The organism is Solibacillus sp. FSL W7-1324 (genome assembly GCF_038008025.1).
Taxonomy (GTDB): domain Bacteria; phylum Bacillota; class Bacilli; order Bacillales_A; family Planococcaceae; genus Solibacillus.
Genome location: NZ_JBBOYH010000001.1, coordinates 3,596,267 through 3,620,993, shown reverse-complemented (window position 1 = coordinate 3,620,993; position 24,727 = coordinate 3,596,267). Strand labels below are relative to the sequence as shown.

The following is a 24,727-nucleotide window of genomic DNA, read 5'->3' as shown; positions in this document are numbered from 1 at the left end:
GTGTTATCCTCTTACCGCATACTTCCTTAAATTTGTGGCCATTAATGCCAAACCTATTTCGTTAGTAACTTTCGATTTTCCACGAACAGAAAATCGACGGAAACACAAATTAGCCTTCAAGAATCCAAAAACTGGCTCCACGTCGATTTTACGTCGACGATAAATGGCAGCCGTTTTTTCTTCTGAAAGCTTCGCTCTTACTTCTTCTTTTTGTTTTTCCCATTTCTCATTAATCATGAGTCTACGATTTTTACCTTCTGCAGCTTTTGTACATTTTGTACGGAAAGGACACCCTGTACATTCCTCACATTCATAGATTTTAAATTCTCGTTGAAAACCCGATTTATCTGTACGAACAGAGTTATATTGGAATCGTAATCTCTTTTCATTTGGGCAAATGTAGACATCGTTTTCTTTCTCATACACCCAATTACTTGTCTTAAAAGGATCATTTTTATATTTTCGCTTCTGTTCGTTCAAGTATTGATTAAATGTAATGAGTGGAGTTCGTTTGCGTTTGTTAAGAATATCATGGTAATTCTGTTCACTGCCGTATCCGGCATCCGCTACAATATATTTTGGTAACTCGAAATAATTTTCTTCAATTTGACTAAGAAATGGAATAAGTGTTTTCGTGTCTGTTGGATTTGGAAATACATCATAAGCGAGTGTGTATTGACCTTCAGTAGCGATTTGTACATTATACCCTGGCTTCAATTGGCCGTTTTGCATATAGTCATCTTTCATCCGCATAAATGTTGCTTCATGATCCGTCTTTGAATAACTGTTACGTGTGCCAAACACTTCAAAATCTTTTTGGTATTTCTGCTTTCTTATGATCCAATCATGTACTTGTTTGAGGATTTGCTTCGGTGTTTTTCGTTCGCTACGTAATCTTTTTCGCTCAATGACATCTTCAGAATGTTCTATTTTGCTTGTATAGTCGTCGACTACTTCTTCTAGGTGATGTGCTACTTGAGTTAACTCTTCTATCGATAACTGCTCATCACTTTCACGTTTGATTTCAGGAATAATTTGATGCTCCAATAACTCATCGTAAAGTTTATTTGATTTTTCTACGAGGTTGGTATGATGTTTTTCCACTGATTTTTTCCAAACAAATGTGAATTTATTGGCATTTGCCTCAATCTTTGTGCCATCGATAAAAATCGCTTCTTGATCGATGAGTTTTTCTTCAACTAGCTGACAGCGGAATTGTACAAAACATTGGCGAATGAGTTCCTTCATATTGGGATGTACACGAAAACGGTTAATAGTGCGATAACTTGGTTCATATCCTTGGGCAAGCCACATCATACGGATACTGTCTCTTGTCAGATCCTCTATTTTTCTTCCTGAAAAAGTGGATTGTGTGTAACCGCATAAAATCAGCTTTAGCATCATACGTGGATGATATGATGGACAACCAGTATGGTGAATAAAGGGAGCGAAAGCTTCGTTCGGAATGCTTTCGACCAAATGATGGATAGAAAAGGCAATATCATTTTTATGTAACTTTACTTCTAAATCTAGCGGTAATATAATTTGATTCATGTTATAATCTTTAAACATAGGGACACTTCTTTCGTTTGAAATTTGGTTGTAGGATACTTAAATTTTAACAGAGAATGTCCTTTTTTCATGCCTGAAATTATGCAGAGATTTACTTGATATAGAAGAAAAATTAGTTGTTCGGAGTGAAGGCGGCGACTCCCAGGGGACAAGCACGTGGGAGAGACTACAGGCTCGAGCCGTGCCCCCAGGAAAGCGTCCGCCGTAACGGAGAACAACGACTACATAGTAGACACATAATAATAAAGCCGTTCAAACTTTACTCATCGTAAATTTGAACGGCTTTTGATTTTGAGGCGGGTTTTGTCCCACCCCCTTTATGTTATTTATCATTTGTAAAGTAAATTCCGACTGTGCCGCGGCCGACATGCGCACCGATTACAGAGCCGATTGTTGTTGTTTCAATTGCTTTAGGCTGAATCTTTTCTTCAATTGCAACTTTCACTTCATGCATCAGTTCCTCATCGTTACTATGAGAAATACCGACAATCTTATTCGTGAAGTCACCGCCACGTTCTTTCATAATATCTGTCATACGATTAATCGCTTTTTTGAATCCACGTGTTTTTTCTATTGGTACAAGCTTGCCATCATCCATATTTAAAATAGGCTTAATATTAAGCAATCCACCCATAAATGCGCTCGCTTTTGAAACACGGCCGCCTTTAGCTAAGTGGTTTAAATCGCCTACTGTAAATAAATGTTCCATTGAATTGGCCATTGCTGTCAATTTTTCAACAGCTTCATTAAATTCAATACCAAATTTATTTAAACGTACAGCTTCTTTTACTACTAAGCCTTGACCATAAGAAGCGCATTTCGTATCAATAACTTCTAATTTCAAGTCCGGATAACTTTCCAATACTTGATTTTTTGCCAAAATAGCTGTTTGGCATGTACCAGACAATTCAGATGAAAAGGCAATATAAACTCCCTCTTCTCCGGATTTTGCTAATTCTTCGAAAGCGTTAATAAATACTTCTAATGAAACTTGTGATGTTTTAAGTTGCTCACCTTCAGCAATTGCCGCATATACCTGGTCAGTTGTGATGCCAATAATGTCATCATACTCTACACCTTTCACTAATACGCGTAACGGAAAAAGATGCACTTCTTCAGTATCAAAAAATGATTTCGGTAAGTCAGAACCACTGTCCGTAAATATTTTCATAAACATCCCCCTTATCTCACTCTGATTGATTTTAGTTTTAAATTAAATTATGAACTATTTACATTTGTCATGTATTTCTTATGATAACTGTACTTATTATATAGTTTATGCAAAGAGCGATGCCTACTATTCTTACAAAATATTGCCGATATTTCAAGTTGATCTTAATAGAAATTCCATTAAATAAAAAGTATAGTCTTCTCATTGTAGCACAACTTAAAATAGACGAAATAGTTAGAAAAAAGTTGTTGGAAAATAAAGAAAACATAAATAAATGATTTTTGAGCTTCTACAAAATATGCTTAAAAATGTTTTACCTTTTCTCGCAAAAGACAACCTTTTCACTTGCTGGGGATGTCGCAGTTTGTATATATTTTAATCTTTTCACAATTGTGTTACACTACAATAAGGTAATAAATGATATAGAATCAATGGAATCGTCTCCTATATAGGGTTGTCGATAATAGAATAGAGCGCTTACATTATTCTAAAAATCTTAATATATATGTAAGGGAAGGTAAAAATGAGTAACAAGCATATCAAATCAGACGTTATCTTAATTGGTGCCGGAATTATGAGTGCTACTTTAGGTACAATGCTTAAAGAATTAGCACCGGATTGGAAGATCAAAGTATTTGAGAACTTAGCTAAAGCTGGTGAAGAAAGCTCTCACGAATTAAACAATGCCGGAACTGGGCATGCCGCTTTATGTGAGCTTAACTACACAAGCGAGAAGAAAGACGGAACAATCGATATCACTAAAGCGATTAACGTTAACACACAATTCCAAGATTCACTACAATTTTGGACTCACTTAGTTAACACAAAGCAAATCGAGAAACCGGAAGAATTCATTATGCCATTGCCACATATGAGTATGGTACAAGGTGCTAGCAATGTTGAGTACCTTAAAAAGCGTCATGCAGCAATGACAGCGAATCCATTATTCGAAGGCATGGAATTCTCAGATGATCCTGAAACACTAAAGCAATGGATCCCTTTAATTATGAACGAACGTACATCAACTGAACCAATTGCTGCAACGAAAATTGATTCTGGTACGGATGTTAACTTTGGGGCGTTAACTCGTACGTTAATCTCGAACTTACAAAAGCAAGATGTAGATGTAAACTACAACCATAATGTTTTAGATGTAAAACGTTTAAAAGATGGTTCTTGGGAAGTAAAAGTTCACAACAAAGAAAACAGTAAAGTTGAATACCATACTGCGAAGTTTGTATTCCTTGGTGCTGGTGGTGGTAGCCTTGAGTTACTACAAAAATCCGGTATCCCTGAATCAAAACATATCGGTGGATTCCCGATCTCTGGTTTATTCTTAGTTTGTAACAATGAAGAAGTTGTTAACCAACACCATGCAAAAGTATACGGTAAAGCAGCGGTTGGTGCGCCACCGATGTCTGTACCACACTTAGATACTCGTTATATCGATGGTAAAAAATCATTATTATTCGGACCATTTGCAGGCTTCTCTCCGAAGTTCTTAAAAACAGGTTCAAATATGGATTTATTTGCTTCAATCAAACCACATAACTTAATGACACTACTTGCTTGTGGTGTGAAAGAAATGTCGTTGAGCAAATATTTAGTTTCTCAATTAGTTCTTTCGAAAGAAGCACGTATGAACGAGTTACGTCAATTCATTCCTACTGCTAAGTCAGAGGACTGGGAAATCAGTGTTGCTGGCCAACGTGTTCAAGTTATTAAAGACACTGACGCTGGTAAAGGTACATTACAATTCGGTACTGAAGTTGTAACTGCACACGACGGTTCAATTGCAGCATTATTAGGTGCATCTCCAGGTGCTTCTACAGCTGTATCTGTTATGTTAAAAGTAATCAACCAATGCTTCCCAGAAGAAATGAAAGCATGGGAGCCTAAGATTAAGGAAATGATTCCATCTTACGGTGAAAACTTAGTCGAAAATACAGAACTTCTTAAAGAAGTACATGAAACAACAACGAAAGCTTTAGGTTTAAACAAAGCATAATTGTTAATAGGAAGAACCTTTAATCATTGTCGGATTAAAGGTTCTTTTTTTAATGAAGAAATTACGCTATAGTAAATTTGTAGAAAAGAAGGAGGGATACGATGTATAAATTAGATTATGCTTCACCAATAGGTATTATTGAAATTACAGGCACCGAATATTTTATAACATCGGTATTATTTGCAGAACGAGAAGAAATGCTCAACCTCCCGGCTGATGATACCCCTCAACATTTACTGGACTGCTATACAGAACTGGATGAATATTTTAAAGGCCAGCGCAAAGACTTTTCGGTACTTTATAAATTACAGGGAACAATGTTTCAAACGTCAGTATGGCAAGCATTAACTACTGTTCCTTACGGAAATACCGCATCCTATAAAGAAATTGCTCTAAAGATTGAAAATGAAAAAGCAGTTCGGGCAGTTGGGATGACAAACAGTAAAAATGTGATAAGTATTATTGTCCCTTGCCACCGGGTTATCGGACAAAACGGGAAACTTACAGGATATGCAGGCGGTTTATGGAGAAAGCAATGGCTGCTTGAACATGAGCTAAAATACAGCTTTAATTTAAATTAACGTTATAGTAACATAAAATTTCAATATACTTGTGAGGTGAACGAATGAACGAACAGCAATATGATCATATGCTAAACATTCAAACAACCGGTTATCAATACGGTTTTCCAAAACTAGCAAAATACCATCGCTATGAACCAACACCTTACAGCGGGCTTGAACAATTATTCGAATGCTACGAGTTACCGGATAATGCACGTTTTCTGGATATCGGATGCGGCAAAGGGCGAGTTCCTATTTATATATATCATCGCTTCCATATTCCCGTTATCGGTATTGAAATGGATCAGAAGTTTTTTACGGAAGCCGAGCATAATGCAGAACAATACTTAAGAAAGGTAAAGAAGAAGCAAGCACCGATCCGATTTTTGAATATCATTGCCGAAACATATGAAATTACGAAGCACGATAATGTCTTTTTCTTCTTTAACCCCTTCTCAATCCATGTATTTCGTGAGTTTATGAAACATGTTATGGACTCAATCCTTGTTAATCCCCGATTGGTAGATATTATTTTATATTATCCATCTCCTGAATATATGGATTATCTGCAACAAGAGCAGTCACTTCAATGCTATTTAGATATAAAATTACGCTATGAAAAAAATGAAAATGAACGTATCGTCGTTTTTCGGATCCCGGAAAAATAAACGGCGATTTTTTTATTACCAGAAACTATTAGACTGTAAATTTCGAATACATAAAATAAACAGAATAATCGTACTAGACTAATAATTGCTATTCGTTTACAATACAGAAGTTGGAATAATTGTTTATATTATTCTTGTAAATTTTATTCTGAATATTGAAAATTTAGATTGTACGAATGTAGGGTATTGGTTATAATTATCAGAAATATCAAACATTTGGAGTATGACTAAGGGGGAAATGATGATGACAAATCACAAAAAGACAAAAAAGTATGGTTCATTATTCATGGCGACAGCATTATTAACAGGGGTATTAGCTGGATGCGGTGATGATACCTCTAGTTCTTCAGGATCAGGTGGTGGCGGCAATGCAGCTGGCGACACAATTAAAATCGGAGCAAACTTAGAATTATCAGGTGCTGTAGCTTCTTACGGATCATCGATTAATGATGGTGCAAAATTAGCGATTGAAGAAATTAATGCAGCAGGCGGTATAGATGGTAAAAAACTGGAGTATATTCCAGTCGACAATAAATCAGAAACAGCTGAGGCAACTTCTGCTGCGATGAAATTGGCAGAACAGGAAAAGGTAGTGGCAATGTTGGCGCCGGCTACTTCAGGTAACTCGGTTGCAACAGTACAAATTGCAGCACAGCATAAAGTTCCAATGGTTACAGGCTCAGGTACTGCGCCAAATGTAACGGTAAATGATGACGGTTCAATTAATGAATATGCATTCCGTACATGTTTCATCGATCCATTCCAAGGGACGGTAGCAGCAAACTTCGCGACTAATGAACTAGAAGCGAAAAACGTAGCGATTTTCGCGGATAACGCTTCAGATTATGCAAAAGGTTTAGCGGCATCATTCAAAGAGACGATTTCTGCAAATGGTGGAACAGTAGTCGCTGAAGAGGCGTATGTTGCAAAGGACGTAGACTTTAAATCTCAATTAACAAACATTAAAGGGAAAAATCCTGATTTCATTTTCATCCCTGGATACTATGAAGAAGTAGGGATTATCGTAAAACAAGCCCGTGAATTAGGTATTACCGTTCCGTTAATGGGTGCTGACGGTTGGGATTCGCCAACATTAATCGAATTAGCTGGTGCTGACGCATTAAATAATACGTTTATTACGAATCACTACTCATCTGAAGATCCGGATTCAAAAATTCAGGACTTCGTTAAAGCATTTAATGATGAGTACAGCCAATCACCAAATGCTTTCCATGCATTAGGCTATGATTCTATTTACTTTATCGTAGATGCAATCAAACGTGTAGATGGAGACATTACAGGTGAAGCGATTCAGAAGCAGCTTGCAGCAACGAAAGATTTAAGCTTAGTAACAGGTACTTTCACAGTTGACGAAAACCACAACCCAGTAAAATCAGCAACAGTTCTAGAATTCGTAGACGGCAAACAACAGTTCAACTCTAAAGTTAATCCTTAATTTTTTACGAGTAAGGGGGGCGGAACTAGCCTCCCTTTTTTTTTCATACATTAATAGAGAAAAAAGGAGTGAACTGTATGGAATGGATCCAACAATTAGTGAATGGTATTTCGCTAGGTAGTATTTATGCTCTAATCGCACTAGGCTATACGATGGTATACGGAATTATTAAGCTCATCAATTTTGCCCACGGTGATGTTTTCATGCTTGGTGCTTTTATCGGCTTTTATGCCATTGCACGTTGGGAAATGAATGTCTTTTTAGCACTTATTCTTGCAATGATATTATGTGCTGTCATCGGTGTAATTATAGAGCGTGTCGCTTATAAACGACTGCGTAACGCAACCCGAATCGCAGCTCTTATTACGGCAATCGGTGTCTCACTGTTAATCGAGTATACGGTAATTTTCTTTAGAGGTCCTTCTCCAGAGGCGTATCCGACAGTATTTGCAACGAAGAACATTGAAATTTTCGGTGCACAGATCAGTACGCTGGCAATTTTTATTTTATCGGTTTCGATTTTCTTAATGATCTTATTACAATTCATTGTTCATAAAACAAAAATCGGTAAGGCGATGCGCGCCGTTTCCCATGATGCAGATGCAGCTCGCTTAATGGGCATTAACGTAGATAATACGATTTCAGCGACATTTGCAATTGGTTCTGCATTGGCAGGAGCTGCAGGCGTAATTTTTGGTATTTACTACACACGTATCGATCCGCTAATGGGGATTATGCCTGGTATTAAAGCTTTCATTGCAGCTGTTTTAGGTGGTATTGGCATTATTCCTGGGGCAATGGTAGGCGGTCTTGTACTAGGAGTTGTTGAAACAGTTGTTTCGGCGCTCGGATATTCATTATGGCGAGATGCAGCCGCATTTGTCATTCTGATTTTAATTCTAATATTACGTCCAGCGGGTATTTTCGGTAAAAATACGCGCGAGAAAGTGTAGGTGAACAGCATGAAAAAATCGAAAATCTTTTGGGGTTATGCCGTCCTAGCACTTGTGATTTATGCAGTTGTACAATTAATGATTTCCAACGGTGTCATCCAGTTCTACTATCAAAATATGTTCATCGCAATGTGTATCAATATTATATTGGCAGTAAGTTTACACGTCATTATCGGGGTTACTGGTCAGTTTTCGATAGGGCATGCAGGTTTCCTGGCTGTCGGTGCTTACATATCGGCTATTTGTACAATGAAATTTGGTATGCCATTTATTACAGCCATTTTAATCGGTGCTATTGTGGCAGCACTTGCCGGATTACTTGTAGGTATTCCATCGCTTCGTTTAAAAGGCGACTACCTGGCGATTGCAACGCTTGGGTTTGCTGAAATCATCCGAATTGTATTTGTAAATACGGATTATGTAGGTGGTGCAGCAGGCTTGCAAGTTGCCCATCAGTCTACATGGACATATGCCTTTTTCGCAACATTCATTACAATACTCGTCATCTCCAACTTTACGAATTCACGTCATGGTCGTGCGTGTATCTCGATACGGGAAGATGAAATTGCCGCAGACGCAATGGGGATCAACACAACGTATTACAAAGTTGTCGCATTTGCAATCGGTTCGTTCTTCGCCGGAGTGGCAGGTGCCATCTATGCTCACAACTATTATATTATCCAGCCGACTGCGTTCGGGTTTTTAAAATCATTTGATATTTTAATATTCGTTGTATTGGGTGGTTTAGGAAGTTTATCCGGTTCTGTTATAGCAGCAATCTTACTGACTTTCGTTTCTACGTATTTACAGGACTTCCCGGAAACGAGGATGATTATTTACTCACTGATTTTAATATTAGTTATGCTTTATCGTCCAACAGGCTTATTAGGCTCAAAAGAGATCACAGCATACTTAAAGTTTGGTAAAAAAGGAGGTTCACGCGTATGAGCAGTGCACTTCTAAAAGTAGAAAATCTGGGTATTCAGTTTGGTGGTTTAAAAGCTGTTCAAAATGTAGAAATGCATATGAATCAAGGAGAGTTGATAGGTTTAATCGGTCCGAATGGTGCAGGGAAAACAACAACGTTTAATATGCTGACGGGTGTATATGCACCTACGGAAGGCACGATTCTATTCAATGGAAAGTCAATAGGCGGCTTGGATCCATTTAAAGTAACACGACAGGGCATTAGCCGGACATTCCAGAATATCCGCCTCTTTAAAGAGTTATCAGTACTGGATAATGTAAAAGTCGCAAACCATGGTTTGGCAAAACATAATTTAGTTTCGAGTATATTCCGTTTACCTAGTCACTTTAGTGGTGAAGAGAAGATGGAACAGGAATCCTTGGCATTTTTGAAAATATTCGGGCTTGATGTATACCGGGATGAGCTTGCGAAAAACTTGCCTTACGGAATGCAGCGTCGTCTGGAAATTGCACGGGCATTGGCTGCTGCACCAAAGCTATTATTGCTGGATGAGCCTGCAGCCGGAATGAATGCAAAGGAAACACACGATTTAATGGAGCTTATTGCCTTCATTCGTAAAGAATTTGATTTAACGATTTTATTGATCGAACATGATATGAACTTAGTTATGGGGATTTGCGAACGGATTTACGTGCTTGATCACGGACAATTGATTGCTGATGGGACACCTGATGAAATACGTTCAAACCCGAAAGTTATTGAAGCGTACTTAGGTGAGGAGGTTACAGAATAATATGCTAATAATCAATGATATCGATGTCTTCTATGGTAATATCCAAGCATTGAAAGGAATCTCCCTCGAAGTAAAAGAAGGTGAAATAGTCACACTGATCGGTGCCAATGGGGCAGGGAAAAGCACATTGCTTAAAACGATTTCAGGTTTACTGAAACCAAAGCGCGGCTCGATTGAATATTTAGGTGCGGCAATTGATGGAAAGCCGGCACAGTCCATTGTGAAGGCCGGAATTTCCCATGTACCGGAAGGCCGTCGTGTGTTCTCGAATATGACAGTGGAAGAAAATCTGGAATTGGGTGCCTATTTACGAAGTGACAGAGAGGCTATAAAGAAAGATTTAAACCATGTATTTGAGTTATTCCCTCGTCTGTTAGAACGACGCAAGCAGCTTTCAGGAACGTTATCAGGCGGTGAACAGCAAATGCTTGCGATGGGCCGGGCTCTAATGGCTAAGCCGAAGCTGATCATTATGGATGAGCCATCAATGGGTCTTGCGCCGCTCATGGTAAAAAATATTTTCAACATTATAGAAATGGTCAATAAGGAAGGTGTGACGGTACTCCTTGTGGAGCAAAATGCACATATGGCGTTATCTGTTGCCCACCGCGCCTATGTTTTGGAAACAGGCAAAATCGTCCTGACAGGTTCAGCAAAAGAACTGCAGGAAAGTGATGAAGTAAGAGCCGCTTATTTAGGCGGGTTATAAAATGAAAACAAGTCCGCTACTTTCAAATCGAAAATAGCGGACTTCTTTTATTCAGACTCTTTCAAAGGCTACCAAACGATCGTATCCTCTTCCGGATATTTAAATGTAAGCTCCACTTCATGAAAGGATTGCTTTGAAATGCTTGTCACCCCTAAAAGCTGCTGAACAAGTACTTTATACGTCTCATCCTCTGCTAGAAAGCGAAAAGCAAACGATGCAATATGTGCAGCACGCTCTTCTTTGGATAATGATAAATACTCCAAATTTAAAATATCAACATACTGCGTTGCATACTGATGGAACAAAGGAGATTTTGTATGAAGCCTCGTTAAAAATGCCACGTAATGTTCCTTGGTCATGAAAGAGGCAATCGCATCAGCAACGAGTGCCTGAAATTTACGGACCGATGTCACCGCGATGCTCCACTCCGAATTATTTATCGTCTTTTTATAAAGTGAAATAAAATCATTTAATGCCAGTGCTGCAAAAATAAGTTCAGGTAATAAAAAGTTGACCCCGTAATAAATATTTCGCTCTGGAATAATGGCATTCATTTTCTTTTTCGTCTCTTTATTCACACCATTCGGCACAAAATCGATATGGTGTTCGCCTTTGGAAGCCTGGCGCAATTTTAAGCAAAACGATAATAGGCGTTGTCTTACTCCCTCATAATGAAAGTAGCGCTTTTCTTCCCCGATTACTTCATAAATTGCATGAATAATATCATCTAAATCCCAATAGTCTCCACTTATCGTTAATCCTGTTAAGTTTTCGGTTGGTTTAATTGTCAGCATGATGATACCCCCTTTGCATATAAAGGAACCTTCACAGTATAAAAAGTCCTTATTGCTTTGGTGTGTAGTTCAGTAACTGGAACAGTTCATTTCGTTCTTTATCTGTAAGGTCACGCCACTGTCCGACTTTTAAATTGCCGATATGAATATTCATAATACGAATGCGCTGTAATCGCTGTACAGAATAGCCGAGAGCAGAACACATGCGGCGAATTTGGCGATTTAACCCTTGCTCTAAAATAATTTTAAATACTTTCGAGGAAACCTTTTCTACTTTGCAAGGTAATGTCGTTGTATCTAAAATTTCCACGCCCGAGCTCATATCACGGATAAACTGATCGGTAATCGGCTTGTCCACCTGTACAACATATTCCTTTTCATGATGATTTTCTGCCCGTAAAATTTCGTTGACGATATCACCGTCATTTGTAAGAAGCAGTAAGCCTTCTGAATCTTTATCCAGACGTCCGATATGGAAAATACGCAGAGGGTGGTTTACAAAATCCACGACATTTCCTTCGATATGTTTTTCCGTTGTACTTGTAATTCCAACAGGCTTGTTCAGTACGATATAGACTAATTCTTCCTGTCTCTTTACAGGCTTGCCGTCAACTAATACTTCATCGCCTGTTTCAACTTGGCTGCCGTTTGTCGCCACAACCCCATTGATTTTTACACGGCCGTCTTCTACCCATTTATCTGCACCGCGACGTGACACGATACCTGTTTCTGCTAAAAATTTATTGATTCTCATAATTTTTCACCTACTAATAGAATATCTTCAGTATACATGAATATATCTTTAATTTTGTATTACTTCATTTAAAATGACACTTGTTTCTATAGCGAACAAACCTATCTTTACTGGAATTTACCCATTTTATACATTTTTATTATAGTATTCTCTTTTTTCAGTATAACAGAGTGGCGAATAATAAAATAATCAGAAAATTGTAGTTTAATATTTGAAATGATTCCACTTTTCTGACAATATAGTAGATGAAGATACCTCTCACAGAAGAGTGAGCTTTACAGCATGGATTTCAGCATAACCTTTTTATGAGAAGGTATGGTCACCATAATTTGTGCAAAGGGGAGAGATTTCAATGGCAGCAGTGTATCAAAATCCAAACACGGATGGCGCATTAGTAAATTTCAAGGAGCGTTACGACAACTTTATCGGTGGTAAATGGACACCGCCAGTAAAAGGGGAGTACTTCGACAATATTACTCCTGTAACGGGTAAAGTATTTACCAAAGTGGCGCGCTCTACTGAAGAGGATATCGAGCTTGCTTTAGATGCAGCACATGCAGCAAAAGATGCGTGGGGTAAGACATCAGCAACTGAGCGCTCGAATATTTTACTTAAAATTGCAGATCGTATGGAACAGAATTTAGAAATGCTGGCCGTTGCAGAAACATGGGATAACGGTAAGGCAGTACGTGAAACATTGAATGCAGATTTACCTTTGGGCATTGATCACTTCCGCTATTTTGCGGGTGCTTTACGCGCACAGGAAGGGTCTCTTAGTCAGATTGATGAAAATACAGTGGCCTACCACTTCCATGAGCCGATTGGTGTCGTTGGACAAATTATTCCATGGAACTTCCCGCTATTGATGGCTGTCTGGAAATTGGCACCTGCATTAGCTGCAGGGAACTGTGTCGTATTAAAACCGGCTGAGCAAACACCGGCGTCCATTTTAGTACTTGTTGAGCTGATTGAAGATTTACTTCCGCCAGGTGTGCTGAATGTTGTGAATGGCTTCGGTCTGGAAGCAGGTAAGCCGTTAGCTTCAAACCCGCGCATTGGTAAAATAGCGTTTACCGGTGAGACGACGACAGGTCGCCTTATTATGCAATATGCATCACAAAATCTAATTCCGGTTACTCTGGAATTGGGCGGTAAATCACCGAACATTTTCTTTGAAGACATTATGGATGCAGACGATGCATTTTTGGATAAAGCGGTGGAAGGCTTTGTATTATTCGCTTTAAACCAAGGTGAAGTATGTACATGTCCTTCGCGTGCACTTATTCAGGAGTCAATTTACGAGAAATTTATGGAGCGCGTATTAAAGCGTGTAGAAGCAATTAAAACAGGTAACCCTTTAGATACAGATACAATGATGGGTGCTCAAGCATCATCAGAACAAATGGAAAAAATCCAATCTTATTTACAAATCGGTAAAGAAGAAGGGGCAGAATGCTTAATCGGCGGCGAGAAAAATGATCTAGGCGGCGACTTCGCAGAAGGCTACTATATTAAACCGACTGTATTTAAAGGTCACAATAAAATGCGTATTTTCCAAGAGGAAATTTTCGGTCCGGTTGTCGCTGTTACAACATTTAAAACGAAAGAAGAAGCATTGGAAATCGCAAATGATACATTATACGGGTTGGGATCAGGTGTTTGGACACGTGATATGAATACCGCTTACCGCTTCGGCCGTGGTATTCAGGCAGGGCGTGTATGGACAAACTGCTACCATGCATATCCGGCACATGCTGCATTCGGCGGCTACAAGATGAGTGGTATTGGACGCGAAACACATAAAATGATGTTAAGCCACTACCAGCAAACGAAAAACCTTTTAGTAAGCTATGATGAAAACCGCCTAGGTTTCTTCTAAGAGAGGGGGTGCGAAATTTGGTTGAACGCGTTATTGCAACCGATGCAGCACTACAATTAATCGAGAAGTTGAAAGAACGTCACGGACCGATTATGTTCCATCAATCCGGGGGGTGCTGTGATGGTTCGTCCCCAATGTGTTATCCGGATGGCGATTTAATTATCGGCAACCAGGATATATTGCTTGGTCATATTGGCGGCAGTCCGTTTTATATGCACAAAAACCAATACGATTATTGGAAGCATACACAGATTATTATTGATGTCGTCGATGGGCGCGGTGGAATGTTTTCGTTGGAAGGCGTGGAAGGGAAGCGCTTTTTATCTAGATCACGGGCCTTCACAAAAGAAGAGCTTGATGAGCTTCAAGTATAATGGTGGAAAAGGGAATGCTGTTGCGACAATCAGCATTCTCTTTTTTTATTGGACATAAGCAAAATTTTTTTACTTCAAAATTTTAGGCGTATAATCATAAGTAGGAGTGTGAACTGATGGATCAAACAGCTTTTATACAATTACTTAAAAACAATAATGAGCGGATGGAGCTATTTTTCGGGTCAGATGTCCAAAGCAATGCCCGCATACCGCTAGCGGTACAATTTACATTTTCACGTGAAACATTTAATGGTCCTTTATTTGAGAAAAATGTAAAAGGTATACATAGTCAAAAATCGAAGCAATCATTTTTTGAGTTTTTCTCTACACCATCAAATAAATCGGTATTAACGTATAAAATGTTAGGGCATTTCGTATTGCATCCGCAGACTGAACAGGAGCTTCATCGAGTAAGGTCCAATGAAAAGGCATTATTGAGCGCAGGGTTTAAAAGCAGCGGCTATCTACACATTGCATCCCTTTTTTTAACGGACGAAGCACATGCGAAAAGAGCGAAAATTTTACATGACGAGATGAAAAAGCATCATTACTTCCTGACGGGAAAAGATGATATCCCCTACGCGGTTTTACTGACAAAGAAGCAAAGTAATCCAGTTAATCTTGCCGAAACAATGCGGAAATACTATGATGCATTGCACAGCGAAGGATTTAAAAACGGTGATGCCCTGCAGGCAATGGCTCAGCTATTGTCATTGTATGATGAAGAATTTCAGCCTGTATTGACTGAATATGTAGTTGCGATGAGGCAGTCATTTATAAATAGTGGCGTGAAAGTGAAGAAAAGATTTTATCCGTATATAGCGTTGCTTGCTGTAGCAGGCGCTACATCAGAAGTTGTCGATGAAATTGTAGAAATGGAAAAGATGCTCGCCAAACTTTCGATGTTTATGGGGATGCAACCGTATGCTTTAATGGTCGCTGTACAATTTGTGCTGAAAAATTTGATTGAAAACGATACATTATCTAATTTCAACGATAGTTTATTATTTATGCAGGCTCTTACAATGAGCGATTATATAGGCGATTTGCCATTTCTATTGGCAATCGATATTCTCGATATAATTTTTTAAATTGGGTAAACAATAGTGAGGAGTGATTTAAATGAAACAGACTAAATTATGGATTAATGGCAAATGGGAAAGTACAAAAGAAACAACAGAGTTAAAAACACCTTACACGGGAGAAGTGCTTGCAAATGTGGCAAAAGCTACAACAGCGGATGTGGAGCGTGCGATTGAAGGTGCCCATCAAACATTCCAGTCATTCAAAAAAACGACTGCTTATGAACGTGCGGAAATTCTATATAAAGTTGTAACGATCATGCGTGAACGTAAAAAGGAACTTGCAAAAATATTGGCGGATGAAGCGGCTAAACCGATTTCAGCAGGTATTGCCGAATTGGACCGTACGATTGCAACATATCAGTTCGCTGCCGAAGCGGCAAAACAAAGTACGGGCGAAACGATTCCGATGGATGCAGCACCTGGCGTTAAAGACAGAATCGGTTATACAAAACGGGTTCCATTAGGTGTAGTATCTGCAATTACACCGTTTAATTTTCCTTTTAATCTTGTAGCTCATAAATTAGGTCCAGCCTTTGCTGTAGGGAATACAGTTGTATTAAAGCCTGCCTCTCAAACGCCGTTAAGTTCTCTTGTAATGGCTGAAATTTTCAAAGAAGCAGGTTTACCGGATGGCGCATTGCAAATTGTGACAGGCAGCGGCGGCGAATTGAGCGAAACACTTGTAACACATCCACTTGTAAAAAAAGTGACATTTACAGGTAGTGGTGCGGTCGGACTGAAAATTAAAGAAAAAGTCGGCCTCCGAAAAATTACACTGGAGCTTGGTTCAAATGCGGCGCTCATCGTAGAACCTTCAACACCGCTTGAAAAAATTATGAAGCGCGGTGTAGGCGGAGCATTTGGGTTTGCCGGACAAGTATGTATTTCATTGCAACGCATTTATGTTCATAGTTCGATTTATGAGAAGTTCACAAAATTATTTGTTGAAGAGACAAAGAAACTCGTTGTCGGAGATCCGCATGATGAAAAAACGGATGTAAGTGCAATGATCCATCCTGATGAGGTTAGCCGTATAAAAAACTGGATTGAAGAGGCGAAACAGCATGGGGCAACCGTTGCAGCAGGAGCTGAATTTACAGAGCGCACATGCTCGCCAACTGTCATGACGAATGTGAAGCCTGATATGAAAATTGTTTGTGAAGAGACGTTTGCACCGATTGTATCCATTGTACCTTATGAGACATTGGACGAAGCAATTGCCCTTGTCAACGGATCAGAACTTGCACTAAATGCAGGGATCTACACAAATGTGTTAACCGATGCGATGAAAGCTGCCGAAGAGATTGAAGCAGGTGCAGTCATCATTAATGATATTCCGACATTCCGTACAGATAATATGCCGTATGGAGGCGTCAAAATGAGCGGTTACGGTAAAGAAGGCATTAAGTATGCTGTGGAAGAAATGACCGATTTAAAATTTATTACAATGAAGTTGAATTATGAATAGTTTGGACTAGCACTTCCATCTTCTGAATAGTAACATGGAGTGTAGTTCAGAAAGGAGGAAGGTTATGAAAAATACTCTGCCGATGAGCTTTTCAAAATCTATCCAGACACGATTAGTACTACCTCCTGATACAAATCATCATCAGTCGATATTCGGAGGAAAAGTGTTAGCATATATTGATGAAATTGCAGCGATTGCAGCGATGAAACATTGCCAAGGCGAAGTCGTTACTGCTTCTTTTGACTCAGTCGATTTCGTATCCTCTGCCTATGCAGGTGATATGATTGAGTTGGAAGCTGTTGTTTCCGGGACAGGCCGTACTTCAATGGAAGTGTATGTACGGGTTGTATCAAGAAATATTAAAACAGGTGCAAAGAAATTAACGACGGAATCCTTCGTAACGATGGTTGCGATTGACGAAAACGGCAAGCCGAAAGAAGTACCGGGTGTTGAACCGGAGACAGATTTCGAACGCCATTTATTTGAAACAGGTCCGATTCGTCAGGAACATCGAAAACAAAAGCGAGCATTATCAAAAAAACGCCGTGCATAATAAAAGGGATACCAAATGCAAATTAACATTTGGTATCCCTTTAGTATTTAAATAAAATTAATCATGCAGCTCCTGAACAATATGGAGCAATGAATCCGATGAAGTTAATACATTGTTTGTCGTATGTGTTAAACCGGTAATAACAGACGAAATGGCATGAATGTCTTCATTTGTATTTTCATATTGCGTTTTAATGCCATGTACGGCTTCTGTAATGGATGTAAAGGAATCCGCCAAGTTTTTTTGTGTATCCACGCTCATTTTTACTTGTTCATCAACACTTGATACAGAATCGGACATTTGTGAAATACTCAGTTCCGTTTCTTTAATTAAATGGGAAACGTTCTGTACCGCATTTTTAGTTTCCTCAGCAAGCTTTCGAACTTCATCAGCTACTACGGCAAATCCTTTTCCGTGTTCACCTGCACGTGCTGCTTCAATAGATGCATTTAATGCAAGCAAGTTTGTCTGATCGGCAATTCCCGTTACTAATCCAACAATCTCGGCAATTTTTTTAGATGATTGACGCAGTTTAACCATTGATGATTCAAGTGTATCCACACGATCTAAAATGTTTGTCATAATAGCTGTTTGGTTAATTAAATAGGTAGTACCTGTCGTTGATTTATTTTCCGTTTCCGCAACTAAATTTAAGCCTTGAGTTGTATTCGAAGCAATTTCTTCAGATTGACTCGCGATTTCCTGTAACGAGGCATTTGTCTGATCACTAATATGCGTTAATTCTTGTGCTGTTTGTTGAATTCGCTCAACAATTCGGGATTTCATTTCCAAACTTTCAGTACGAATGCGCTGTTCTTCTTTTTCATAGGCTTCAATTACAAGCTGCTGCTCGAGGTTGATCAGCTTTGAAAAGGCATCTATAGCTTTAGCCATTTCTCCATTCGACATTTCAATTTTACTGATAAAGTCGATAAACGTTGTCATTAGCGATTGGAATGATGCAATATACCACTTTGATTGCAATCCGATTTTGACATGGACATGCGCAATCGTTTGTCGTTCCTCTATGTATTTAGAATCGATATTACAGTTGAACATCGCTTCTAAATGCTTTGTTAAAGTACCTTTAAGTCGCTCCATTCGAGCTGAGCTTCCTATAATATCTACGAGTTCAGGACTTAAGCTGATTGCACCGTAAAACTTTTCCACCATAACCGGAACTACCTGTTGTGCAAAAGGCTCCAGCTGTTTAATCACGGCTAAATCCTCTTTCGTTAATTTTAGTAATTGAAGCTGTTTATGTAAGTTAGGATAGTTTGAAACATCCAAATTTACTTGCTGACTGTACTCAGCTATATCAAAAAATGGCTTGTTTGAAACTTTTGTTGCTCTTGAAAACAGAATACCCATGTTCTTCCTCGTTTCGTGTATTTATTAAATAATACTATTTTACTGTTTATATCGGTTAGTATCAGTAATATTTCTATAAAGAATTAAAATTTACAGTAATTTGTATTTAAGGTAAGATAATAACTATTAAAATAGATGCAGTAAATAGTGAAAGGCGTTGTAAAGATGAAGTTTCATAAAGGGCGTTTGAAATTTGTTTTACCTTTGTCCCTAGGGGTGGCGATTGCATCGTATATTATGCTCGTTAATAATTACGCAGAAGTAGGCAGTCGTGACCGCATATTAATAGTTATCGGAGCAACAATCCTAACCGCGGTTATTTCCTACTTTTTATTTCCTCAGGAAGGCGACAACCCGAAGGATAGAGGCCCATACTGATTAAATATCGACGTTATTTAAAAATCTCGAAATAAAATTCGGGATTTTTGTCCTCTCTATGAAACTTTTATGAATATTATCCGTAAATAAGCTAATAAACTAAAGTGAGGTTGATATCAAATGGAATCTAAATGGTCGAAAATCATCATACATGCCAGTGCATTCTTTGCACCATTCCTAGTACCGATTCTGTTTTTCTTAATAAGTTCTGAAGATGAAGTAAAACGTACAGCAATCCAGGCATTGCTTTTCCAGATTGTATTCGGAATTTTAATAGCGATTGCAGGAGTTCTTTCTGTAGTTTTAATTGGTTTACCATTCCTGTTAGTATTTTTGGTCATCTTCTGGATTGCACCGATTATCGGTATTGTAAAAGCATTATCTGATCAGCACTGGAATTATCCAATTGTCGGACGCTGGGTATAATTTATCCTCATTCTGGCAAAGTTCATAAAAGCGGTAAGGTTTGTTTAAAAACACCTTATCGCTTTTTTTACATAAATAGGGATTTATTAATGTAAAAATAGGGAAACCTAAAACAAGAGTGATTAGTTGCATTACAAAAAATAAATGTTGTATATTTAAGTCAAAGATAGTCAAAGTCAGTTGATGAGAGGTGAGAGACAGCATGAGGAATATATCTGACATAATTGAAGGGTATTTGAAGGAAGTTATTGAATTAGAGGGACAGGGACTTATTGAAATAAAGCGTAACGAATTAGCTAAGCAATTTGCCTGCGCTCCTTCTCAAATCAATTACGTTATCAATACACGTTTCACGACCGAGCATGGCTACTATGTAGAGAGTAAGCGGGGTGGTGGCGGTTATATTCGGATTTTGCGTGTAACAATCCACTCTAAGAAAAATTTACTGGACGAAATGGAAACACAAATAGGTAACGCCATTGCTCAGACTAATGCTGAACGTATTATTTTCCGGTTATTGGAAGAGGATATTATTACAGAGCGAGAAGGAAGCATCATGAAAGCCGCTTTAGATCGGGTCACATTACAGGTAGCTTTACCGCTGCGTGATCAGCTAAGAGCACGTATTATGCATGCGATGCTACAAACGATTTCTTTTGAAAAGTAGAGGTGGATTATTATGATATGTGAGCATTGTAAACAGCGTCATGCCAATGTTACCGTTACTCAAGTTCACAATGGGCAAAAAGTAGAACGTCACTACTGTGAAGTATGTGCTACTCAATTTCATCCATTTCAATTTGATGTAAATGAAGAGCCAGCATCTCTTCAGCAGCTTATTTCAAATTGGTTCAATTTTGTACCTGTGAATGCAAAAAAAGAAAGTACGACAACGAATACAAACAGCCCAAAATCCTGCCCTTCCTGCGGGTTTACGTACCGGCAGTTTTTAAAGCAAGGTAAATTTGGATGCGGCCAATGTTACGAAACATTTAGCGAGCAATTACCACAGCTACTTGAACGACTTCAGGCAGGTACTCAGCATGTAGGGTATGTGGAAGAAGGGCCTTCAAAAGAAAAAGTAGAACAACAAATCCAAGAGCTCCGATCATCACTGCAGCAAGCTATTGCGGAAGAGCGTTTTGAAGATGCAGCTTCCATACGTGATGAGGTAAGGGAATTGGAAAGTAAAATAAAACAGGAAGGTGAGGGGAACGCATGAACATCGAGCATTTTTTAACGAATGCCAGTCCCAGCTGGATGCAGCACGAAAGCGATTCAGATATCGTCATTAGCACGCGCATTCGGCTTGCTCGTAATATTGCCAATACTCGATTTCCGATTAGTTTTACAGAACAGGAAGCACAACTGATTGAAGAAAAAATGATGCAGTCATTATTATCTTCGGATAACAATCCATATCAGTTTTCCTATTTCCAAATAAAAGATATGCCGGTTTTACAGCGCCAAATATTAGTGGAAAAACATTTAATCAGCCCGAATTTGGCACGAAGAAAAAAAATTGGATCATTTTTTTTAACAAAAGATGAATCCATTAGCATATTAGTAAATGAAGAGGATCATATTCGCATCCAGAGTCTTATGCAAGGCATGAACTTAAAAGAAGCATTTGATAAGGCTCGTAATATTGACCGCTTCTTAAGTAAGTCAATTACGTATGCATATGAAGACCGCTATGGTTATTTGACAAGTTGCCCAACAAATGTCGGAACAGGACTTCGAGCTTCTGTCATGCTCCATTTACCGGCACTCACAATGATGAAGCAGATGAATCCGTTAATTCAGATGATGACAAGATTAGGAATGGTAGTGCGGGGTATATATGGAGAAGGCAGTGAAAATTTAGGAAATATTTATCAAATATCAAACCAGATTACTTTAGGTAAATCAGAAGAAATGATTTTGCAGGAGCTTCAGGATGTTGTCGAGCAAGTAATCAAAAAAGAAGAACTTGCCCGCAAAAATTTGCTGATGCGTGCCCCTTCCGTGTTGGAAGACCGCCTAAGCCGCTCACTCGGTACTTTGAAGTATGCAAAAATTTTAACGAGTGAAGAAGCCGCAAGCTGTTTATCAAATGTGCGTCTTGGGGTAAGTTTAGGATTATTAGAAACAATTTCCCAGCGTAAACTAAATGAGTGCATGCTTATTATGCAACCTGGACTCATTCAGCAATATATTGGTACTACGTTACAACCGGCAGAGCGCGACATGTATCGTGCGAAGCTGTTGCAAGAAAAGTTAAACGAGCAAGATGAAGCTACAAACAATGGGGAAAAAGGAGAGGATTTTCTATGATGTTTAATCGATTCACACAACGTGCTCAAAAGGTATTACAACTTGCTCAAGAAGAGGCCATTCGTCTTAAGCATAAAGAAATCGGAACTGAACATATTTTACTTGGCTTAATTCGTGAAGGTGGCGGAATTGCCGCTAAAGCATTGGAAGCAATTAATATTAGCCCACAAATGATTGAAAATGGCATTGAAGAACTCGTTGGAAAAGGAACTGAAGATGTAGGACCTATCGTACATTACACACCACGTGCTAAAAAGGTAATCGAACTTTCATTGGATGAATCGCGTAAATTAGGGCATGCATATGTTGGAACAGAGCATATTTTATTAGCTTTAATTCGTGAAGGTGAAGGGGTTGCTGCCCGCGTATTGGCCAATACTGGTGTAAGCATCAATAAAGCACGCCAACAAGTGTTACTGTTATTAGGCAATAACGACTCAAACAATAGCGGTAATTCAAGCATGACACAAACAGTAAATACACCAACGCTTGATAGTTTAGCCCGCGATTTAACAGCAGTAGCACGTGAAGGTTCACTTGACCCGGTTATCGGCCGCTCAAAAGAAATTACACGTGTTGTTGAAGTACTGTCACGCCGTACAAAAAACAACCCGGTACTGATCGGGGAACCAGGTGTAGGTAAAACGGCTATTGCAGAAGGCTTGGCACAACAAATCATCAATAATGAAGTACCGGAAACACTGCGCGATAAACGTGTAATGACGCTTGATATGGGTACAGTTGTAGCTGGTACGAAATATCGTGGGGAATTTGAAGACCGTCTGAAAAAAGTGATGGATGAAATTCGCCAGGCGGGTAATATTATTCTATTCATCGATGAGCTTCATACATTGATCGGTGCAGGTGGCGCGGAAGGTGCAATTGATGCGTCGAATATTTTAAAACCATCATTGGCACGTGGCGAACTGCAATGTATCGGTGCAACAACATTGGATGAGTACCGCAAGTATATCGAAAAAGACGCGGCATTAGAGCGTCGTTTCCAACCAATCCAAGTTGATGAGCCAACTGTTGAAGAAACAATCCAGATTATTAACGGTTTACGTGACCGCTATGAAGCACATCACCGTGTGAAAATTTCGGATGAAGCGGTAGAAGCGGCTGCGAAATTATCGGATCGCTACATTTCGGATCGTTTCTTACCGGATAAGGCAATTGATTTAATTGATGAGGCTGGTTCAAAAGTGCGCTTACGCTCTTACACTGTTCCACCTAATCTAAAAGAGCTGGAAGATAAATTGGAAGGCATTCGATCTGAAAAGAATGCTGCCGTTTCAGGTCAGGAGTTTGAAAAAGCTGCTGCATTGCGTGATACAGAGCAGAAGCTGAAACAAGAGCTTGAACAGCTGAAAAAAGAATGGAAAGAAAAGCAGGGCAAAGAAGAGTCTACAGTTTATGTAGATGACATCGCGCAAGTTGTAGCGATGTGGACGGGAATTCCAGTTTCAAAAATCGCTCAGGCAGAATCTGCGAAGTTATTAAACCTTGAAGAAGAATTACACAAACGCGTAGTTGGTCAAGGCGAAGCAGTAGAAGCGATTTCCCGTGCAATCCGCCGTGCCCGTGCAGGCTTAAAAGACCCGAAACGTCCAATCGGTTCATTTATTTTCCTTGGACCTACAGGTGTGGGTAAAACAGAATTGGCACGAGCACTTGCTGAAGTAATGTTCGGTGATGAAGATGCGATGATCCGTGTAGATATGTCCGAGTACATGGAGAAACATTCGACTTCACGTTTAGTCGGTTCACCTCCAGGTTATGTAGGATTTGACGATGGTGGCCAATTAACAGAAAAAGTCCGCCGCAAACCATATTCGGTTGTACTGTTGGATGAAATCGAAAAAGCACATCCGGATGTGTTCAACATTTTACTGCAAGTGTTGGAAGACGGACGCTTAACGGACTCTAAAGGTCGTGTTGTCGATTTCCGCAATACAGTTGTCATTATGACATCGAATGTTGGGGCAGATGCCCTGAAATACCGCAAACACGTTGGATTCGGTGCTGGTGTAAATGCATCGAAAGATAAAGACATGAAGAGCACAATGCTGGAAGAACTGAAAAAAGCGTTCCGCCCAGAGTTCTTAAACCGTATTGATGAAATGATTGTGTTCCATTCATTAGAAAAGGATCACTTAAAAGAAATCGTATCCTTAATGGCGAACTCTTTAACGAATCGCCTGAAAGAGCAGGATATCGAACTGCAGCTTACAGATGCAGCGCTTGAGAAAATTTCTGAAGAAGGCTATGATCCACAGTATGGTGCGCGTCCATTACGTCGTGCATTACAAAAACATGTGGAAGACCGCTTATCCGAAGAGCTGTTAAAAGGTACATTGGATAAGACGCAAACAGTCGTGCTTGATTATGCAGATGACGAGTTTGTTGTACGTACACAAGAAAAAGTAGCAACAAATTAATGTTAAACAGACGAAGCTGGATATTTCCTGCTTCGTCTTTTTTTGAAAAAATTGTTGGGGAAATGAA

The 24,727-nt window shown here is 39.1% G+C and carries 24 protein-coding genes; 19 read left to right on the top strand and 5 right to left on the bottom strand.

The window, feature by feature from the left end; all coding sequences use genetic code 11:
• Positions 1-3 precede the first annotated feature (3 nt).
• Both MKY71_RS18125 and MKY71_RS18120 read right to left on the bottom strand, forming a co-directional pair.
• Positions 4-1,572, bottom strand: coding sequence for an IS1182 family transposase (locus MKY71_RS18125; RefSeq protein ID WP_340733537.1), 1,569 nt, complete (start codon positions 1,570-1,572; stop codon positions 4-6).
• Positions 1,573-1,894: 322 nt separating this feature from the next.
• A complete protein-coding gene (locus MKY71_RS18120; protein WP_339196633.1) occupies positions 1,895-2,743 on the bottom strand; it encodes a DegV family protein in 849 nt (282 codons plus the stop codon).
• A 523-nt stretch (positions 2,744-3,266) separates the two neighbouring features.
• Between MKY71_RS18120 and mqo the strand changes: the two genes are divergently transcribed.
• The 8 genes from mqo (at position 3,267) to MKY71_RS18080 (ending at position 10,821) form a co-directional block, all read left to right on the top strand.
• A complete protein-coding gene (gene mqo, locus MKY71_RS18115; RefSeq protein ID WP_339196630.1) occupies positions 3,267-4,751 on the top strand; it encodes a malate dehydrogenase (quinone) in 1,485 nt (494 codons plus the stop codon).
• Between the two features lie 101 nt (positions 4,752-4,852).
• Entirely contained in the window at positions 4,853-5,332 is a 480-nt protein-coding gene (locus tag MKY71_RS18110) for a methylated-DNA--[protein]-cysteine S-methyltransferase (RefSeq protein ID WP_339196627.1), read from the top strand.
• 44 nt (positions 5,333-5,376) lie between these two features.
• Positions 5,377-5,982 carry a class I SAM-dependent methyltransferase gene (locus MKY71_RS18105; protein WP_340733536.1) on the top strand — a complete coding sequence of 202 codons (606 nt, stop codon included), beginning with the start codon at positions 5,377-5,379 and terminating at the stop codon, positions 5,980-5,982.
• Between the two features lie 244 nt (positions 5,983-6,226).
• Positions 6,227-7,438, top strand: a complete 1,212-nt coding sequence (locus tag MKY71_RS18100; protein WP_339174491.1) for an ABC transporter substrate-binding protein — start codon at positions 6,227-6,229, stop codon at positions 7,436-7,438.
• A 77-nt stretch (positions 7,439-7,515) separates the two neighbouring features.
• Positions 7,516-8,391 (top strand): branched-chain amino acid ABC transporter permease, encoded by an 876-nt coding sequence (locus MKY71_RS18095; protein ID WP_339174490.1) that lies wholly within the window; start codon positions 7,516-7,518, stop codon positions 8,389-8,391.
• Positions 8,392-8,400: 9 nt separating this feature from the next.
• The gene (locus tag MKY71_RS18090; protein WP_340733534.1) at positions 8,401-9,339 is read left to right on the top strand and encodes a branched-chain amino acid ABC transporter permease; all 939 of its coding nucleotides are present in this window, start codon (positions 8,401-8,403) and stop codon (positions 9,337-9,339) included.
• A complete protein-coding gene (locus MKY71_RS18085; RefSeq protein ID WP_339196622.1) occupies positions 9,336-10,112 on the top strand; it encodes an ABC transporter ATP-binding protein in 777 nt (258 codons plus the stop codon). The genes MKY71_RS18090 and MKY71_RS18085 overlap by 4 nt, the downstream gene beginning before the upstream one ends.
• A 1-nt stretch (position 10,113) precedes the next feature.
• Positions 10,114-10,821, top strand: a complete 708-nt coding sequence (locus MKY71_RS18080; protein ID WP_339174485.1) for an ABC transporter ATP-binding protein — start codon at positions 10,114-10,116, stop codon at positions 10,819-10,821.
• A gap of 68 nt (positions 10,822-10,889) precedes the next feature.
• Here MKY71_RS18080 and MKY71_RS18075 read toward each other — a convergent pair whose 3' ends face one another.
• Both MKY71_RS18075 and rluF read right to left on the bottom strand, forming a co-directional pair.
• Entirely contained in the window at positions 10,890-11,615 is a 726-nt protein-coding gene (locus MKY71_RS18075) for a DUF6904 family protein (protein ID WP_340733533.1), read from the bottom strand.
• A gap of 49 nt (positions 11,616-11,664) precedes the next feature.
• On the bottom strand, positions 11,665-12,369 hold the full coding sequence (gene rluF / locus MKY71_RS18070) for a 23S rRNA pseudouridine(2604) synthase RluF (RefSeq protein WP_339196617.1): 705 nt from the start codon (positions 12,367-12,369) through the stop codon (positions 11,665-11,667).
• A 352-nt stretch (positions 12,370-12,721) separates the two neighbouring features.
• Here rluF and adh point away from each other — a divergent pair, with 352 nt between their 5' ends.
• From adh to MKY71_RS18045, 5 genes are all read left to right on the top strand, one after another.
• The gene (adh, locus tag MKY71_RS18065) at positions 12,722-14,248 is read left to right on the top strand and encodes an aldehyde dehydrogenase (protein ID WP_340733532.1); all 1,527 of its coding nucleotides are present in this window, start codon (positions 12,722-12,724) and stop codon (positions 14,246-14,248) included.
• 17 nt (positions 14,249-14,265) lie between these two features.
• Entirely contained in the window at positions 14,266-14,622 is a 357-nt protein-coding gene (locus MKY71_RS18060) for a DUF779 domain-containing protein (protein ID WP_339196611.1), read from the top strand.
• A 116-nt stretch (positions 14,623-14,738) separates the two neighbouring features.
• The gene (locus tag MKY71_RS18055; protein WP_340733530.1) at positions 14,739-15,713 is read left to right on the top strand and encodes a DUF4003 family protein; all 975 of its coding nucleotides are present in this window, start codon (positions 14,739-14,741) and stop codon (positions 15,711-15,713) included.
• A gap of 31 nt (positions 15,714-15,744) precedes the next feature.
• Positions 15,745-17,175, top strand: coding sequence for an aldehyde dehydrogenase family protein (locus MKY71_RS18050; RefSeq protein WP_340733529.1), 1,431 nt, complete (start codon positions 15,745-15,747; stop codon positions 17,173-17,175).
• A 64-nt stretch (positions 17,176-17,239) separates the two neighbouring features.
• The gene (locus tag MKY71_RS18045; RefSeq protein WP_008407032.1) at positions 17,240-17,728 is read left to right on the top strand and encodes an acyl-CoA thioesterase; all 489 of its coding nucleotides are present in this window, start codon (positions 17,240-17,242) and stop codon (positions 17,726-17,728) included.
• 57 nt (positions 17,729-17,785) lie between these two features.
• Here MKY71_RS18045 and MKY71_RS18040 read toward each other — a convergent pair whose 3' ends face one another.
• A complete protein-coding gene (locus tag MKY71_RS18040; protein ID WP_340733528.1) occupies positions 17,786-19,099 on the bottom strand; it encodes a globin-coupled sensor protein in 1,314 nt (437 codons plus the stop codon).
• A 165-nt stretch (positions 19,100-19,264) separates the two neighbouring features.
• Here MKY71_RS18040 and MKY71_RS18035 point away from each other — a divergent pair, with 165 nt between their 5' ends.
• The 6 genes from MKY71_RS18035 to MKY71_RS18010 all read left to right on the top strand — a co-directional run bounded on the left by MKY71_RS18035 (position 19,265) and on the right by MKY71_RS18010 (position 24,660).
• Positions 19,265-19,477: an acyltransferase gene (locus MKY71_RS18035; protein ID WP_339174468.1), complete on the top strand. Its 213-nt coding sequence runs from the start codon at positions 19,265-19,267 to the stop codon at positions 19,475-19,477.
• A 120-nt stretch (positions 19,478-19,597) separates the two neighbouring features.
• Positions 19,598-19,903, top strand: a complete 306-nt coding sequence (locus tag MKY71_RS18030) for a DUF4870 domain-containing protein (RefSeq protein WP_339174467.1) — start codon at positions 19,598-19,600, stop codon at positions 19,901-19,903.
• A gap of 202 nt (positions 19,904-20,105) precedes the next feature.
• Positions 20,106-20,570, top strand: coding sequence for a CtsR family transcriptional regulator (locus MKY71_RS18025; protein WP_339174464.1), 465 nt, complete (start codon positions 20,106-20,108; stop codon positions 20,568-20,570).
• A gap of 12 nt (positions 20,571-20,582) precedes the next feature.
• Positions 20,583-21,125, top strand: coding sequence for a UvrB/UvrC motif-containing protein (locus MKY71_RS18020; protein ID WP_079523516.1), 543 nt, complete (start codon positions 20,583-20,585; stop codon positions 21,123-21,125).
• Positions 21,122-22,219 carry a protein arginine kinase gene (locus tag MKY71_RS18015; RefSeq protein ID WP_339174460.1) on the top strand — a complete coding sequence of 366 codons (1,098 nt, stop codon included), beginning with the start codon at positions 21,122-21,124 and terminating at the stop codon, positions 22,217-22,219. Before MKY71_RS18020 ends, MKY71_RS18015 begins: the two co-directional genes overlap by 4 nt.
• Complete coding sequence (locus MKY71_RS18010) at positions 22,216-24,660, top strand: ATP-dependent Clp protease ATP-binding subunit (protein ID WP_340733527.1); 2,445 nt, start codon at positions 22,216-22,218, stop codon at positions 24,658-24,660. Before MKY71_RS18015 ends, MKY71_RS18010 begins: the two co-directional genes overlap by 4 nt.
• The last annotated feature ends 67 nt before the right edge of the window (positions 24,661-24,727 follow it).